The sequence below is a fragment of the Halorubellus litoreus genome (genome assembly GCF_037081675.1).
Classification (GTDB): domain Archaea; phylum Halobacteriota; class Halobacteria; order Halobacteriales; family Natrialbaceae; genus Halorubellus; species Halorubellus litoreus.
The window spans coordinates 1,253,825-1,266,650 of the sequence record NZ_JAZAQL010000002.1 but is presented as its reverse complement, the minus strand read 5'-3'; the positions used below and the strand labels follow the sequence as shown (position 1 = coordinate 1,266,650).

Here is a 12,826-nt window from a genome sequence, read left to right as displayed (position 1 = left end):
CAACCGTGTCCGTCGACGATGCAGGTCGTTCCGTACGACCGGGCGGAGGCGCTTCGGATCGTGGAGGCGGCGCTGTCGGCGTCCTCGAAGGTGTCGTCGGTGGAGCCGGTGGAGACCGGGTTCGTCGGGAAGCGGCGCCCGCGGGGCATCGTCTCGACGACCGCGGCGATGGACGTCGTCGTGGACGTCTGCGACGTTCCACTCGTGGACGGCGGGACCGTGCTCGCGGTGCGCGTGCGGAGCGTCGACACCGGCGTCGGTCGGTCGACCGTGCAAGCGGGACTGGACGAGCGCGTCCGCGAGCGGTTCCTCGAGCGGCTCGCGGACGCGGTCGCCGGCTGGGACGACCCCACGTAGACCACTTGCCTGCACGGTCGTCGTCGGCGCTCGCTGGGCGTCCGACCCGTCCCGCCGCCGCCGCGAACCGAGGGACATTTATCAGCCTATCTACTCACTAATAGTAGATAACGTGACATCGAAAAATAACGCGTTCAGGAAGGCGGCGGCCGTCGGCCTCGCGATGCTCGTCGTCGTCTCCCTGCTCACCGCGGTCGCTGCCTACAGACAGGTCCCCGAAGGTCACGAAGGCGTCGAGAAGGAGTGGGGTGCCGTCTCCGGGAACACCCTCGAATCCGGCGCGCACTGGAAGATCCCCGTCATGCAGAGCGTGCAAGCGGTCGAGGTGCGACCGCGAACGTACACGATGAGCGCCACCCAGGGCGAAGGGAACCGCGACAGCGGCGACGCCATCGAGGTGAAGACCGTCAACGGGTCGACGGTCGGCGTCGACATCACCGTCCGGTACCGCATCAAGTCCGCCGAAGCGGACACGTTCGTCGTCGACTGGAACGACGAAGCCCAGATGGAGCACCGCCTCATCCGTCCGACCATCCGGACGGTCCTCCGCGACGAAGCGTCGAGCCTCCAGACGACGGGCGACGACGCGATCTACACGCAACAGGGACGCGAAGCCCTGGAGACCGCCGCGCTCGAAGCGCTCGACTCCGAGTTCGAGGACGAACCGATCGTGCTCGAAGCGGTCCAGATCCGGAACATCGACCTGCCCGACGAGATAGACAGCGCGCTCGACGCGAAGGAACGCGCGAAGCAACAGGTCGAGGTCGAGAAGGAGAAGGTCAAGCAGGAGGAGGCCAAGAAGGAGCAGGAGATCGTTCGCGCGCAAGCGGACGCCGAAGCGATCGAGATCCGTGGTGAGGCGCTCGAGAACAACCCGATCGTCCTCGAACAGCAGTACATCGAGGCGCTCGAGAACGGGAACACGATCTACGTGCCGATGGGCGAGAACGGCGGGGTGACGCTCACGCGACCGACCGGGAACTCGACGGCGACGAACTCGACGAACTCGTCGTCGAACAGCACCGCGACGGTGCTGCCCTGACGCGTCGATGGTCGCGAAACTCGTCGTCGCGTTGCTCGCGCTGGCGGTCGTCGTCTCGGTCGTCACGCTCGCCGCGTTCTGGTACTTCGACAAGGCGTCCGAACGCGAGCACGAGCGCGAGCTGCGCGAGCTCGAGCAGACGGACGAGATACTCGACGCGATGGACGACTCCATCGACCGCGAGCTGGAGCGCGAGCGCGACGAGTAGCTCGGTCGATGCCTCGGTCTGGTTCTGGGTGGCGAACGAAGTCGATTTGTCCGTCCGCGAGAATCGTTCACGAGAACGCGTGAATCATCTCGCTCCCGCCCCCGACGACGCCGACGAGAACGCTGGCGAGCGGTACCTCCTCCCGCAGCACGCGCACATCGTCGTCTACGAGCGCGACGCGTCCGACGGCGTCGACCGTGACGCGGACGGGTCCGACGGCGTCGACCGTGACGTGGATACGACCGGCGGTGAGGGCGCTGGAGCGAGCCAGCTCGTGACGATATACGACTGCGGCGCGGCACAGAAGCCGCCGTCGGCGCAGTTGCTCGGTGAACTCGGGAGCGTCCGCGCGGCCTGCGAGACCACGGAGAACCCGACGGGGTACGTCGTCAGTATGCGCGAACCGAGCGTGCTCGTCGACCAGGGCGAGGGGCACTACGTCGTGCGGTCGCGGTAGCTCCGCGAACGAGGTCGCTGTCCACTGGTAGCATCGAACCGTCTTCTGTCCGCTGCTACCACCGAACCGTCTTCTGTCCGCTGCTACCACCGAACCGCCTTTATGTCGACACCCCGAACGTTCGAGCGATGACGCGACGGTTGGTCCCCGTCCTCGTCGTCGCCCTCGTGGTGCTCGCGGGCTGTACAGCGCCGAGCACGCCCGCTAGCGATACGGAGGCGACCGGGAACGGAACGACGACAGGAAGTATCGGCACGACGACTGACGACGCCACCGCCGGGAACGCCACCGGGCCACTCGAGCGAGGTCCGACGCCGCCGGGCGTCGCCGCGAACGCGACCGGCGGCGGCGTCGTCGCGAACGCCAGCGCGCTCCTCGCCGCCCACGAGCGCGTGCTCCGCGCGGACGGCTTCCGGGCGACTCGGTCCTCGAAGGAGGCGTACGGCGACGGCCCGATGCGGAACTCGACGGCGGTCGTCGTCGCCGGGCCGAACCTGACGCGGTACCGGTCCCAGGAGACCGTCGACCGCGAGAACGGCACCGTCACGTACGACGTCTGGCAGAACGAGACCACTGCGTTCCTCCGGACGACCGCCGACGGCAACACCAGCTATCAGCGCGTCGATAGGCGAGTCGACGGGAGCGAGCTGACGCACCCGCGGTCACTCGAGGGCGTCCTCGAGGACGACGACCTCCAGTTCTCGGTCGCGAACGTCACGACCAGGGACGGCCGACGCGTGTTCACGCTCACCGCGACGGCGTCCGCCGGGAACGAGAGCGCTGACGCGACGAACGGGACGTACACCGCGCGTATCGTCGTCGACGAACGCGGCGTCGTCTCCGCGTACCGCGTCCGACAGAACGCGACCGGGCGCGACGTGACCCACGAGTGGACGCTCGAATCGCTCGGCGCCACGCCGACGCGCCCGGGCTGGGTCGCGAACGCGACCGAGCGGACGCGCCGGAACGAGCGCGTCGACGCGAACCGGACGGTAGCGACGGAGGCGGTCAGCGGGTGGCGATGAGGGTGCGGAGGCGGCGTTCGCCCTTCGCGGTGATGCTGTAGAGGCCGGCGGTCCGCGAGCGCACGCAGCCGTCGACCTCGAGTTCGTGACAGACCCGGTCGACGAGCCGCGGGTCGCCGTCGACGCGGTCGGCGAGTTCGCTCACGTGCAGGGTCGGGTTCGCGTCGAGCGCGGTCAGGACGGTCGTCTCCGGTGGGTCGTCCACGTGCATCGGTCGCTAGTTGCTCGACGCCACACATGAACGTCTCTAGGAGTGGTACGTACCGGTACACAGGGCTCTATGGCGGTTCGAACTGATACGGATCGCCCGGTGGGTGGCGTCTCCGGCGGTGCTGCGCGAGCGACTGGGAGACTACAGCATCTATCTAAGCAATCGAATTACTTACCTTTCGACAGGACGGAGTCGGAGTGATGACGCGACGGTTGGTCCCCGTCCTCGTCGTCGCCCTCGTCGTGCTCGCGGGCTGTACCGCGCCGAGCACGCAACCGTCCCCGACCGACGGGTCGACGGCGGCGGCGACCGGGACGCCCACGACTGACGCATCGACGACGACCAGCGGCGACGCCGCGGACGACGACGCGTCGACCGACGGCGACGCCGCCGACGCGAACGCGACGAACCCGGCCGGGGAGGCGCCACCGGGCGTGACCCTCGCCGGGAACGCCTCGGGAGCGCTCGCGAACGCGAGCGCGCTCCTCGCGGCACACGAGCGCGTCCTCTACGCCGACGGCTACCGGGCGACGCTCGTCTCCACGGTCGCGTACGGGCCCGGACCGGCGACGAACGCGACCGCGGCCGTCGTCGCCGGCCCCGGCGGCGACCGACTCCGGGTGTCGACGACGCGGACGCTCGGGAACCGGACCGCGGGATACGAGGTGTTCGCGAACGAATCGACCGCCGTGATGCGGCTCGACGTCCGCAACGAGACCCAGTACCGGAACGCCGAGGGACCGTACGCGACCACGGAGTACACCGGCGGCGCGTACCTCGAGGGCTACCTCGACCGCCTGAACTTCTCGGTCGCGAACGTCACCGAGCGCGACGGTCGCGACGTCTACACGCTCACCGCGTCGAAGAGCGTCAGCGCGCACCCGAACGCTTCGACGACGATGTCGAACGGGACGTACGCCGCTCGGCTCGTCGTCGACGAGCGCGGGCTCGTGGCGTCGTTCCGCGTGCACACGAACGACTCGAGTTCGACGCAGACCCACGAGTGGAGCGTCGAATCGCTCGACGGCTCCCCGACGCGCCCGGACTGGCTGTCGGCGGTCCCGACCGCCGCTCGCCGGAACGTGAGCGTGGACGCCGAGGTCCGCCGCGAGCACTACCCGAACCCGAACGGGACCGGGTACGTCGACAACCACGGCGTCCTCGCCGTCACGAACGACGGCCCTGACGCCCTCCCGGCCGGCGCGAACGTCTCCATCACGAGCAACGGGACGACGTACGCGACGACCGTCGACCGCGCCATCGCCGCGGGCGAGACGGTCGCGTTCGCGCGCGTCGACGACGACCTCGTCGTTCGCGCGAACGCGTCGGCGTTCGACGACCCGCCGGACTTCGCGAACGAGGTCGACGTCTCCGTGACCGCGGGCGGGACGTCACTCCTCTCGCTGTCCGCGAGCTACAGTCACGTCTCCATCGGTGGCGACGACGGCCCCGACGACGAGGTGTCCGCGAACGCGACGCGGTACGCGCCCGGCGTGACGAGCGACGGGGTGGTGTACGCGGAGCGCCTCGTCGCCAATCACACTGCGGCCGTCACCGCGACCGGCTTCGAGGTCCGGGGGACGGAGACCGACGTGTTCCGCGAGAACGGGACGACGACCAGTCGGTCCAGCGAGCGCGTCGTCGTCGTCGCGTCGACGAACCGGACGCGCGTCCTCGAGCGCACGGTACACGACGACGGGCGGGTCGTCACCGCCTGGAAGCGCGGCCGGCATCGGCTGACGCGCGTCGACGGCAACGAGACGCTGTACCGGCCGCGGACGACCATCCGCGCGGCGTCGTCGCTTGCCGTGCCGGTGTCCGCGTCGCGCGCACTGGCGGCCGGGGAGTTCGAGGTCGTGAACGTCACGGAGCGCGACGGCCGGACGTTCGTGACGCTCACTGCCGATAGCGCCGACCCGCCGTACGACGGCGTGGACGTGCAGTCGTTCGATGCGCGCGTCGTGGTCGACGACACCGGTCGCATCCACTCGTTCCGCGCGAACGCGACGTACGTCGACGCCGACGACGGCGACGTCTGGGGCGGGTCGGCGTCGTTCGAACTCGTGAGTACGGGCGAGGGTGCGCCGTCGCGACCGTCCTGGGTCGGGGACGTGCCGGCGAACGCTCGCCGCGACGTCGGCGTGAGCACGGACGTCGACGATCGCTCGCGCGTCGCGCTCGCGGCGTACGGCGAGCACGCGGTCCCCGCGGGGACGACCGTCGTCCTGACCGTCGACGGCGATCGCTACGAGACGACGCTCGACGCCGCGCTCGACCCCGAGACGACCCGGTATCTCTACGTCGTCGACGGCGAGCTCCGGGTCGCGACCGAGCGCGCGGACGCGGTCGGTCGACGGCTCGTCGACCCGTCGACGGTGCGCGTCGTCACGCCCGACGGCGTCCTCGTCGAGGACGACGACCTCCACCTGCCGGCGGCGAACGCGTCCGCGTCCGTCGAATCCACGGTCGGTTGACGCGCTCGCGCCCGGCGGTCGACGCGGCGGTCGCTGGTCGGTGACGTCGAGAGAAGGGCCACGCCCCCTGGGCAGGGGGGCGTTCGCGTAGCGGGGGGATAGGGGTCGGGAGATGACAGGCGATGGTGGACGCGAGTGGGCAGCTCGCGGCCGTTCGTCAGAGGTGTTCCCGACGCCTGCACGTAGTCGTCCGGGGAGCGTAACGCTGTTGCGCCGGATACGAGGGTATCTTAAGTGCCTGGTGCGACGGAGTTTAGTTCTTCGCCGCGGACCCTACGGGGTATGCGGTACGTCACTGCGGTGTATCATCCGGAGTCCGGGGACGCGTTCCAGGCGTGGGGGCAGGCGCTCGCGGACGCCGAGGGCGTCACTCGCGAGTACATCCACCGCGTGGAACTCCACGAGGACGGCACGGTCGCGGCGCTCGTCTCGGTGCGTGGGGACGCCGACGCTGCGGCGGCCGCGCTCCGCGAGTGCCCGAGCGTGCACGACGTCGCGATGCAGGCTCCGCGGGACGGGGCGGCGCTCGCGTACCTCCATCACGACACGAACCCGAAGGCGGCGGCGATGCTGCGGGCGCGCCGCCAGACGTGCGTCGTCATGGACCACCCGATCGTCGTCCGGGAGTCGGGCGCGTTCGAGGTGACGTACCTCGGGACGGACGCGGCGTTCGCGGAGACGTTCGGCGAGGTCCCGGACTTCGACGTCCCGTTCGACGTCCTGGAGACCGGCGAGTACACGCCGTGTCGGCGGGACGCGTTCGACTGTCTCACGGACCGCCAGGAGGACGTCGTCGCCACCGCGGTCGAACTCGGGTACTACCAGAATCCGCGCGAAGCGACCCAGGAGGACGTCGCGGACGCACTCGGCTGTTCGCCGGGGAACGTCGGCGAGCACCTCCGGAAGGCCGAGCAGCGCGTGTTCTCGCAGTTCGTCGACTGTCCCGATTGACCCGTTCGGCGGGACGTCCTGGCCTTGCTGGCGGCCGGAGCGTCGGTCGTCGACGGCCGGTCGTCGCCTCGACCGCCGCCGTGTTTATGATGCAACCGCGAACAAGAGGAGTCGTGCGAGTCTCCGTCGAGGGCCGACCGTGGGTGGCGTTCGCGGTCGCGGCGTACGCGTTCTACGTGCTCGTCCTCCTCCGGTCGTTGGCGGACCGCGTCGACCCGGGGTGGCCGGAGGCGCTCTGGCTGCACCCGGTCGCGGTCGTCGTCGTCCCGTTCGCGTTTGCTGCCGTGGCCCAGGGCGCGTGGCGGGTCGTCGTCGAGGGTCGGTCGTGGTCGACGCCGCGGCGCCGTGGAGGGCTCGCCGGCGCGCTCGCGGTGATGGCGACGACCGGCGGCTACGGTGCATTCCGGGAGTTCGTCGAGAACCTCGACCGCAGCCTCGGGACGCTCGGCTCCGAGGTTCTCGTGTTCTCGGTCATCGGCACGCTCTGGCCCCTCATTCCGGTGTACGGGACGGCGCTGTTGCTCGTCGGCGTCGTACCCGGGTACGCATTCGGTCGCGCGGTCGAACGCAGCGACGACGGCCCGCGCGCGGAGGACTGACTACTACGGTGCGACGACGGCGTCGCCGCGGATGACGCGACGGTAGCGGTCGCCGGCGGGGCCGTCGTCGCGGAGGGCGTCGAGGACGGGGTCGTCGAGCCAGTCGTCGCCGGGGGCGGGGGTGCCGTCGTAGTCGTCGCGGCGGAACTCGGCGGGGAGGTAGCGTTCGTGGACGGGGAGGCGTTCTCTGAGGGGGACGCCGGCGTCGCTCGCGATGGCTTCGAGTTCGCGGAGCGCGGGCCACTCGTATTCGGGGTTGATGTGGTCGTCGGTGACGGGGGAGACGCCGCCGAGGTCGTCGATCCCGCACTCGAGGAGGTCACGGACGGGTGCGAGGTTCGGCGGCACCTGCACGGACACCTCGTCGGGGAGGACGGCGCGCGCCATCGCGGTCACTCGCCGCATGGTTTCGACGTCGGGACTTCCGCCCTGCCAGCGGTCGTTCTCGACGACCGGCTGGACGATGACCTCCTGGACGTGGCCGTGGCGCTCGTGGAGGTCGCGGATGACGAGCAGGCTCTCCGCGCGGTCGCGCCAGTCCTCGCCGACGCCGACGAGGATACCGGTCGTGAACGGCACGCGCAACTCGCCTGCGGTGTCGATCGTCCGCACGCGCTGTGCGGGCGATTTCTGCCTGGGGCCCGCGTGCGCGTCGACGTCCGCGGTTGTCTCCAGCATCACGCCCATGCTCGCGTTGTACGGCGCGACCGCCGCCAGCTCCTCGCGGGTCTGGTCGCCCGGATTCGAGTGCGGGAGCACGCCCGCGTCGAGCGTGTGCTCGCAGACCGCCGCGAGGTAGTCGTGGACGCCGTCGTACCCCCAGTCGTCGAGCTGGCGGTGGATCTCGGTGTAGCGGTCGTCGGGGTCGTCGCCGAACGTGAACAGCGCCTCCGTACAGCCCGCGTCGCGGCCGCGGTCGAGGACGGCGTCCACGTCGTCGTCGTCCATCAGCGTCGCCTCACCGGGCGGGTCGAAGAACGTGCAGTACGTGCACGTGTACCGGCACGCCGTCGTCAACGGCAGGAAGACGTTCCGCGCGAACGTCAACTCGTCCGCGGGCTGGACGTCGTCGGGCGTCACCGACAGCGCCGCGTCGACGTCGCGGTCGCTGACGGTGACGTCGACGTCGTACTCGTCGGCGCCCGGAAGCATACCGCGTCCTCCGTGACGCGCGGCCAAAAGGATGACTCACCGCGGCGACGCCTGCCGGCGCTCTCCCCCGACCGACGTCGCCGTGGCTTCCGGACGAGACCGCGCCGGCGCCGCAGCTCGCAGTCGAACGAAACTGCCCCGAAGCTGCAGCTCGCAGTCGAACGAAACTGCCCGACGGTGTCACTAGCAGTCAGTCGGTCGACGACCGCCCGAACCCCACCCCTTGGGATAGCGGGTCGGTGGGCGGTCGTCGTGTGGGAAAGGTGACGATGCGCGACCGTTCCGCGCACTCGATTCTCTCTCAGAGACCCACTTCAAGGGTCTGCATGAATCGGCCGCCGTCTCCGGGTTCGTTCACGGCCCCGAATCGAGCGTCGTCGCGAGCGTCGACTCGAACGGCGACTCCGCGCTCGACTCACTCGTCGTGTCGAACCGCGTGCACCGACCCGTCAGCGCGCTCGCCGAGCGCGAACCCGCGGTCGCGGAGCCAGTCCGCCGCCGCACCCGCGCCGTGTGCGAGCACCTCCGCGAGGTCACCGGGTTCGTCCACGTCCGTCGCGAGCCGATGCGAGTCGACGACCGACAGCGTCGCACCCACCTGCGCCGCCGCCTCGCGGTGGTCGACGAACGACGCGCCGTGGTAGTCCACGCGGAACTCGGGGTGGCGCGCGACGAGCGCGTTCGTCCCGACGCGCCGCCCCGGCGCCAGCACCACGTCCGCGTCGCTCGCGAACAACCGTCGGAGCGCCGTCGGGGTCGCCAACGCCAGGTCCGCCATCACGACCGCCACGGGCTCCGTGCTCGACGCCAGCACGTCGTTCACCGCCGGCGTCAACGCCCGGTCGTCGACGACCACGTCCACGTCGAGGTCGCGGTCGAGCGACACCGTCGACAGCACCGACGGTTCGGGGACGCCACGCGTCCGCGACAACGCATCGAGCACGTCCTCGAGCATGACGCCCGCGAACTCGCGGCGCTCGGCGGCCGAGAGAACGCCCGAAAGACGCGTCTTCGGGTCTGTCGGCGAGAACGGAACGACGACCTCCACGAGAGAACCCCCCGGGCGTCAGCCCAGGCGACTGGTGTCCTGCTGGTTCTGCCGATACCAGTAGACGCCCCCACCGATGAGGAGGAGGACGACGACACCGACGCCCGCGTAGACGAGTAACTGCTGGGTCTGCTGGCTGGACTGCGCGGCCTGCTCGGCGTCGCTCGCCTGCTCCTGGGCGTCCTCGGCGTTGTCGACCGCCGCGTCGAAGTCCTCGTTCCGATAGAAGCGCTTCGCGTCCGCGAGCGAATCCTCGGCGTCGCTCACGTCACCGCCCGCGTCCTCCGCACTCGCGATCGCCTCCGTCGCGGACTCGATGGCCTCGCGTGCGTTCTGGGAGTCCGCCGTGTAGTGCGCGGCCGTCCACGTCTCGATCGTCGACGGTGCGCCCGTCGACCCGTCGCTCGTCACCGGCACCTGCGCGAGCTCCATCGCCAGGAACGACGGCCGCGGTTCGTACGACCAGTTCCCGACCTCGGGCACCGTGCCCTCGACGGTCACGCGCACCTCGCTGGTCGGCGATTCGACGGTCCGCTCGCTCACGGTGACGTTCTGCCCGGTCCGCGTCACCGTCTCCGTCACGTCGCCCTCGACGCCGACGTACTCGATCGTCCAGAGCGGGTCCCCGGTGAGTTCCGTCGACGCGTTCAGTTGCCACTTGTTGTTGTCCGTGTACAGGTCGGTGAGCGTCACCGACGCCTCGTACCCCGTCCCGGCTTCCGCCTCGCTCGGGACGTCCTCGGAGTCGACGCTCACGGCCGCCGCCGGCACGGCGACGGTGGACAGGGCGAGCATCGCGACCAGACAGCACGCGAACAGCTTAGAACAGCGGGTCGAGTTCATCTTCGTCATCTTCCACCAACTCCTCCAAATTATCTTCGCTCTCCTCCCGGATCGACTCGATGTTGTCCTGCGCTTCGATGGCGACCTGCTGCAGCTCCTTGATGCGGGGCACGTCGTTCACGCCCGACAGCAGGATACAGGCCGCGACCTGGGGCTCCTTCACGGGGAAGTCGCCGCCGCGCACCTCCATCGACCCGGTCTGCTCCTCGAGCCACTTCCGCCCGCGCTCTATGCCTTTCCGGTTCAGGTGCTTCGGCGGGCCGGACATGACCAGCAGCGCGCGTTCGGCGCCCTCGATCTCGCAGGGGAGCGTCAGGCGGCCGAGTGCGGCCTTCCGGACGAGGCTCGTGATGCGGTTCGTCGTGTGCGCGGTGTCGACCTGCTCGTCGCTTCCCGTGAATCGGGAGAGGAGACCGCCGCCGTCGTCGAGGTCGACGCCTTCGCTCGCGTACCCGACGGTGGAGACGCCACCGCCCGCGAGCGTGTTGATGATCTCGCTGGAGTCGACGACGGATTCGGCGACCTCGTCGCCTTCACCGACTTCGCCCGCGCCGAACAGCACGCCGAAGCGCGTGACGATCTCCTTGTTGATGTCGTCGTAGCCGCCTTCGACGGACTCGCCGGCCTGCCGCCAGGAGTCGTTGTCGAACACGAGGAGGTTGTCGACCTCGCGGACGAACGTCTGGAACGAGCGTGCGGCGTTCAGCGTGTAGATGCCGCCTTCGTCGCTCCCCGGCAGGACGCCGAGGCCGTACACGGGTATCGTGTAGATGCGCTTGAGGTGCTTGGCGAGGACCGGGGCTCCACCCGAGCCGGTCCCGCCACCCATCCCGGCGACGACGAGGAACGCGTCGACCTCGTGGGTCGGGATGGCGTCGATCGCACCCTGGACCTCGTCGACGTCCTCCTCGGCGATCTCCGCGCCGAGTTCGTTGTCCGCGCCCACGCCGTGTCCTTTGACGCGGGATTGCCCGATGAGTACCCGGTTCTCCTGCTCGATGTTCTCGAGGCCCATCAGGTCCGCTTTCGCGGTGTTCACCGCGATAGCGGCGCGGACGATGCCGCTCCCGGTCCGCTCGTCGTATTGGACGAAGCGGTCCACGATCTTCCCGCCTGCCTGACCGAATCCGATCATCGCCAGTTTCATGGTTTGAAGGGGGGCTCCGTTGGCTTGATTAGAGAGTGATGAACGACATAAGGCTTTGGATGGTTTAAATATACACGTGCCATCACTTTCGAGGCGATAATCGCCCGACGGTGCGTGCTTCGACCGGAATGTAGGCACACGTTATCGGGAAAATTCCGTGACACGAACCCGCTCTATTTAAGTCGGGGCGCGTCCCGGGGTGCCGTAGCGACACGTTATGCCACGTTCAAGCCGTCCTTGGACGGAATTCGGACATTTCAGGCAGCGCTTGGGGATGCCGAGGTGACGACGACGGGCGTGAAACGACCGTTCTGACGCCGCGATGTCGACGACCGTGCCGCGACGGTGCGCGCTCAGGCGGCGCTCGCGGAGTCCGTTCGCGACGTCGTCGCCTCGCTGTCGTCGTCCGCGACGCCGAGGTAGTCCGCGAGCGTCCGCAGGTCGTCCTCGTCGACGCCGAACGCGGTCACGTCGTTCTCCGCGACCGTGTTCTGTATCTTCAGCGCCTTCGCTTGCTCCGGGCCGAACGGGAAGAACGGGACCGGGCCGGCGACGGTGAGTCCGGTCTTCATGAACCACATCGGGAGCGTCACCATCTTCGGGTGCTTGCCCTCGGCCGCCCACGCGAGCTCGGTGACCTCGCGCATCGTCAGGACCTCGGGGCCACCGATCTCGTAGACCTCGCCGCGGTGCGCGTCGTCCTCGATGGCGGTCGCGACGAGCGGCGCGAAGTCCTCGATCCAGATCGGCTGGAACTCGTTCGTCCCGCCCGCGGGCAGCGGCGCGACGACGGGCGTCGTCAGTTGCTTGGTGAACCCGACGAACTCGCCGCCGTCACCGAAGATGACGGACGGCCGGAGGATGGTCCAGTCGACGTCGGACTCGCGGACGATGCGCTCGGCGTGGCCCTTCGACCGGATGTAGGAGGTGAGGCCGTCGGGGTCCGCGCCGAGCGCGCTCTGCTGGACGAGGTGCTCGACGCCGTGGTTCTCGCACGCTTCGACGACGTTCGCGGTCCCCTGCGTGTGCACGAGGTCGTGACTCAGGCCGCGCGGCGGTTTGAACAGCGGGGAGAGCGCGACGAGGTTCACGGCCGCGTCCATCCCCTCGAAGTGGCTCTCGAAGGAGTCGTACGCGGTCACGTCCCCCATCGCGGTGTCGACTGCGTCGGGGAGGTCGGCGTCGCTCGGGTTGCGCGCGAGCGCGGTGACGTCGTGCCCGCGGTCGGCGAGTACGCGACAGACGTGTCGTCCCACGAATCCGGTTCCGCCAGCGACGATAACTTTCATATCCGATATATGAATCGGCAGGC

The 12,826-nt window shown here is 69.4% G+C and carries 14 protein-coding genes; 8 read left to right on the top strand and 6 right to left on the bottom strand.

Annotation, left to right across the window (positions count from 1 at the left end; genetic code table 11):
* Nucleotides 1-18: 18 nt before the first annotated feature.
* From VYJ16_RS13820 to VYJ16_RS13800, 5 genes are all read left to right on the top strand, one after another.
* The gene (locus tag VYJ16_RS13820) at nucleotides 19-357 is read left to right on the top strand and encodes a hypothetical protein (protein ID WP_336350890.1); all 339 of its coding nucleotides are present in this window, start codon (nucleotides 19-21) and stop codon (nucleotides 355-357) included.
* 112 nt (nucleotides 358-469) lie between these two features.
* Entirely contained in the window at nucleotides 470-1,399 is a 930-nt protein-coding gene (locus VYJ16_RS13815; protein ID WP_336350889.1) for an SPFH domain-containing protein, read from the top strand.
* A gap of 7 nt (nucleotides 1,400-1,406) precedes the next feature.
* Entirely contained in the window at nucleotides 1,407-1,607 is a 201-nt protein-coding gene (locus VYJ16_RS13810; protein WP_336350888.1) for a hypothetical protein, read from the top strand.
* A gap of 79 nt (nucleotides 1,608-1,686) precedes the next feature.
* A complete protein-coding gene (locus VYJ16_RS13805; RefSeq protein WP_336350887.1) occupies nucleotides 1,687-2,064 on the top strand; it encodes a hypothetical protein in 378 nt (125 codons plus the stop codon).
* Nucleotides 2,065-2,192: 128 nt separating this feature from the next.
* Entirely contained in the window at nucleotides 2,193-3,089 is an 897-nt protein-coding gene (locus tag VYJ16_RS13800; RefSeq protein WP_336350886.1) for a hypothetical protein, read from the top strand.
* Here VYJ16_RS13800 and VYJ16_RS13795 read toward each other — a convergent pair.
* Nucleotides 3,073-3,300: a hypothetical protein gene (locus VYJ16_RS13795; protein WP_336350885.1), complete on the bottom strand. Its 228-nt coding sequence runs from the start codon at nucleotides 3,298-3,300 to the stop codon at nucleotides 3,073-3,075. The two genes, VYJ16_RS13800 and VYJ16_RS13795, sit on opposite strands and share 17 nt — an antisense overlap.
* Nucleotides 3,301-3,500: 200 nt before the next feature.
* Between VYJ16_RS13795 and VYJ16_RS13790 the strand changes: the two genes are divergently transcribed.
* The 3 genes from VYJ16_RS13790 to VYJ16_RS13780 all read left to right on the top strand — a co-directional run bounded on the left by VYJ16_RS13790 (nucleotide 3,501) and on the right by VYJ16_RS13780 (nucleotide 7,324).
* On the top strand, nucleotides 3,501-5,774 hold the full coding sequence (locus tag VYJ16_RS13790) for a hypothetical protein (protein ID WP_336350884.1): 2,274 nt from the start codon (nucleotides 3,501-3,503) through the stop codon (nucleotides 5,772-5,774).
* 282 nt (nucleotides 5,775-6,056) lie between these two features.
* Nucleotides 6,057-6,725, top strand: a complete 669-nt coding sequence (locus VYJ16_RS13785; RefSeq protein WP_336350883.1) for a helix-turn-helix domain-containing protein — start codon at nucleotides 6,057-6,059, stop codon at nucleotides 6,723-6,725.
* A gap of 113 nt (nucleotides 6,726-6,838) precedes the next feature.
* On the top strand, nucleotides 6,839-7,324 hold the full coding sequence (locus VYJ16_RS13780) for a hypothetical protein (RefSeq protein WP_336350882.1): 486 nt from the start codon (nucleotides 6,839-6,841) through the stop codon (nucleotides 7,322-7,324).
* A 3-nt stretch (nucleotides 7,325-7,327) separates the two neighbouring features.
* On the opposite strand, the gene cofG is transcribed toward VYJ16_RS13780, so the two are convergent.
* The 5 genes from cofG to VYJ16_RS13755 all read right to left on the bottom strand — a co-directional run bounded on the left by cofG (nucleotide 7,328) and on the right by VYJ16_RS13755 (nucleotide 12,803).
* Nucleotides 7,328-8,476: a 7,8-didemethyl-8-hydroxy-5-deazariboflavin synthase subunit CofG gene (gene cofG, locus VYJ16_RS13775; protein WP_336350881.1), complete on the bottom strand. Its 1,149-nt coding sequence runs from the start codon at nucleotides 8,474-8,476 to the stop codon at nucleotides 7,328-7,330.
* Nucleotides 8,477-8,891: 415 nt separating this feature from the next.
* Nucleotides 8,892-9,524: a 2-phospho-L-lactate guanylyltransferase gene (gene cofC, locus VYJ16_RS13770; RefSeq protein WP_336350880.1), complete on the bottom strand. Its 633-nt coding sequence runs from the start codon at nucleotides 9,522-9,524 to the stop codon at nucleotides 8,892-8,894.
* An 18-nt stretch (nucleotides 9,525-9,542) separates the two neighbouring features.
* The gene (locus VYJ16_RS13765; protein ID WP_336350879.1) at nucleotides 9,543-10,319 is read right to left on the bottom strand and encodes a hypothetical protein; all 777 of its coding nucleotides are present in this window, start codon (nucleotides 10,317-10,319) and stop codon (nucleotides 9,543-9,545) included.
* 25 nt (nucleotides 10,320-10,344) lie between these two features.
* Nucleotides 10,345-11,514: a tubulin/FtsZ family protein gene (locus VYJ16_RS13760; protein ID WP_336350878.1), complete on the bottom strand. Its 1,170-nt coding sequence runs from the start codon at nucleotides 11,512-11,514 to the stop codon at nucleotides 10,345-10,347.
* 353 nt (nucleotides 11,515-11,867) lie between these two features.
* Nucleotides 11,868-12,803 carry a complex I NDUFA9 subunit family protein gene (locus VYJ16_RS13755; RefSeq protein ID WP_336350877.1) on the bottom strand — a complete coding sequence of 312 codons (936 nt, stop codon included), beginning with the start codon at nucleotides 12,801-12,803 and terminating at the stop codon, nucleotides 11,868-11,870.
* Nucleotides 12,804-12,826: the final 23 nt, after the last annotated feature.

Coding starts and splice junctions, on each gene's coding strand:
- VYJ16_RS13820 (WP_336350890.1), top strand. CDS start 19: ATGCAGGTCGTTCCGTACGACCGGGCGGAGGCGCTTCGGATCGTGGAG.
- VYJ16_RS13810 (WP_336350888.1), top strand. CDS start 1,407: ATGGTCGCGAAACTCGTCGTCGCGTTGCTCGCGCTGGCGGTCGTCGTC.
- VYJ16_RS13800 (WP_336350886.1), top strand. CDS start 2,193: ATGACGCGACGGTTGGTCCCCGTCCTCGTCGTCGCCCTCGTGGTGCTC.
- VYJ16_RS13795 (WP_336350885.1), bottom strand. CDS start 3,300: ATGCACGTGGACGACCCACCGGAGACGACCGTCCTGACCGCGCTCGAC.
- VYJ16_RS13790 (WP_336350884.1), top strand. CDS start 3,501: ATGACGCGACGGTTGGTCCCCGTCCTCGTCGTCGCCCTCGTCGTGCTC.
- VYJ16_RS13785 (WP_336350883.1), top strand. CDS start 6,057: ATGCGGTACGTCACTGCGGTGTATCATCCGGAGTCCGGGGACGCGTTC.
- cofG (WP_336350881.1), bottom strand. CDS start 8,476: ATGCTTCCGGGCGCCGACGAGTACGACGTCGACGTCACCGTCAGCGAC.
- VYJ16_RS13765 (WP_336350879.1), bottom strand. CDS start 10,319: ATGCTCGCCCTGTCCACCGTCGCCGTGCCGGCGGCGGCCGTGAGCGTC.
- VYJ16_RS13760 (WP_336350878.1), bottom strand. CDS start 11,514: ATGAAACTGGCGATGATCGGATTCGGTCAGGCAGGCGGGAAGATCGTG.
- VYJ16_RS13755 (WP_336350877.1), bottom strand. CDS start 12,803: ATGAAAGTTATCGTCGCTGGCGGAACCGGATTCGTGGGACGACACGTC.